Raw genomic sequence first — 2,146 nt, forward strand, 5'->3', positions numbered from 1 at the left:
TCAACGGCCACACGGGCGAACTCAGGGGTACCGGCAAAAATGACACGCATGGAGTCCGATTCTAAAGACTCCTAGGGAAATCCCGTGGTTCCGGCACGCGGTACAACGGCCGACGTCCGTACGTACGGACAGGTTAACGGGGCGAGTCGCGCTCCTCGTCCTTTTTCTGCTTGATCATCTTGGTTTTGATKCGGTTGCGTTTAAGCGGGGACAGGTACTCCACAAACACCTTGCCCATCAGATGGTCCATTTCATGCTGGATGCAAACCGCCAGCATGCCTTCGGCTGCGTGCACCTGCAGCTTCCCGTCTAGATCCAGCGCCTGTACCTTGATGGCGGTAGAGCGTTCCACGCCGTCATAAATACCAGGCACCGACAGGCAGCCTTCGTCGCCCACGCGTGTTTCTTCGCTGGCCCAGACAATCTCGGGATTGATCAGCACCAGGGGCTGTGTCCGGTCTTCGCTGACATCAATCACGACCAGGCGCTCATGCACATCCACCTGGGTTGCCGCCAGGCCGATGCCCGCCGCTTCGTGCATGGTTTCGAGCATGTCGTCGACCAGCTTGCGCAGGCGCGCATCAACGGCCGCCACAGGCTTGGCAACGGTGTGGAGGCGGGGGTCGGGGTAACGAAGAATGGTTAACTGGCTCATGGAGGAAGGCTGGGCAATGGGTGAGATGTCGCTATTTTCGCCACTTTTCCCGGTTTTTCAGCATCCCGATATTCCCAGAATCGCGTAATCGTTGCTTAATCAAGGGCTTAGGTACAAAATCGTTAGTAATTTATCAAGATATAGAAGCGGCTTTTTCTGCCCGGTTCAGCCCGGATAGTGTCTGCCAGCCTCATAAAAGCACCGAGGGCCTACAGAGATGCAAACAATTTTTGGTCGTTTCAGTCAAATTTCAATGGCAACCGCAGCCCTTTTGGGCACTACTGTCGGCTTGCATGCCCAGAATTTTCCCATTACCCCGGCACAGAAGGCCACGGCCACCCAAGTGGCTCAAACCGGGGTTCCCCTCAGTGAACTGGCGCCCAATGCGCCTGACAACTACACCGTCAAGCGGGGCGACACGCTCTGGGCCATTTCCGGCATGTTCCTCAAGAGCCCATGGCGCTGGCCCGAACTGTGGGGCATGAACCTGGACGACATCAAGAATCCTCACCGCATCTACCCGGGACAGCAGCTCTACCTCGACAAGACCGGCGGCCGCGCCGTCTTGCGCACACGGCAGGCCTCCAGCGACGGCCCGCCGACAGACACCGTACGCGTTTCTCCGCGCACCCGCTTTGAAACCCTGGCAGACGCCTCCATTCCCACGATCGCGCCCAACCTGATCGAGCCCTTCCTGAATGAGGCCTTGATCGTCGACGAGGCCATGCTTTCCAATGCGCCCCGCATTGTGGCGGCCCAGGAAGGCCGCGTTCTGCTTAGCCGCGGAGATCGCGCCTATGCGCGCAGCCAATACGGCACCGGCAGCACCACCGGCAAACCCCTGAGCATTGAAAAAGGCGAACCGGTCAATTACCGGGTGTTTCGCAACGCAACGCCGCTGAAAGATCCGACGACCCAGGCGATTCTGGGCTACGAGGCGCAATACGTCGGCAAGGCGGAAATAGCACGCGGCGAATCGGTTGCGGAAATAGCCGGTAAAGACGGCAAGCCGCAATCCGAAATCGTGCCGGCGACGATCGACATCGTTGCTACCAAAGAAGAGATGCGGGTGGGGGACCGGCTGTTGGTTGAACCGCCACGCGAGTTGCTGAATTACATACCGCACGCGCCTTCTTCTGCCGTTGCCGGACAGATTGTGTCTATCTATGGAAGTGCCGTGACCAATGCTGCGGAGAACCAGGTCGTGGTCATCAATCGTGGCGCCAGGGATGGTCTGGAACGTGGCCATATCATGGCCATTCTCAAGGACGGCGCAAGATTGCAAGACAAGACCGACAGCAGCCGCCAGCAGATTAAACTGCCCAACGAGCGAAATGGCTTGTTGATGGTATTTCGCACTTTTGATGCCGTTTCCTATGCCCTCGTCCTGCAGATTACCGATGGCGTGAAGGTGGGGGATCGCTTCGTCAATCCCAATTAAACCGGCGGACAAGCAACGCACGAACTTGGGCAATCCGGGTCCATCGACAT

At 58.0% G+C, this 2,146-nt stretch carries 2 protein-coding genes; one reads left to right on the forward strand and one right to left on the reverse strand.

The genetic code is table 11. The features are described from left to right. Positions 1-133: 133 nt before the first annotated feature. Complete coding sequence (gene def / locus AC1D1P_RS21660) at positions 134-655, reverse strand: peptide deformylase (protein ID WP_477666950.1); 522 nt, start codon at positions 653-655, stop codon at positions 134-136. Positions 656-872: 217 nt separating this feature from the next. Here def and AC1D1P_RS21665 point away from each other — a divergent pair, with 217 nt between their 5' ends. Beyond that, complete coding sequence (locus AC1D1P_RS21665; RefSeq protein WP_477670629.1) at positions 873-2,096, forward strand: LysM peptidoglycan-binding domain-containing protein; 1,224 nt, start codon at positions 873-875, stop codon at positions 2,094-2,096. The last annotated feature ends 50 nt before the right edge of the window (positions 2,097-2,146 follow it).

This window comes from Polaromonas sp. P1_E1_2 (assembly GCF_056406035.1).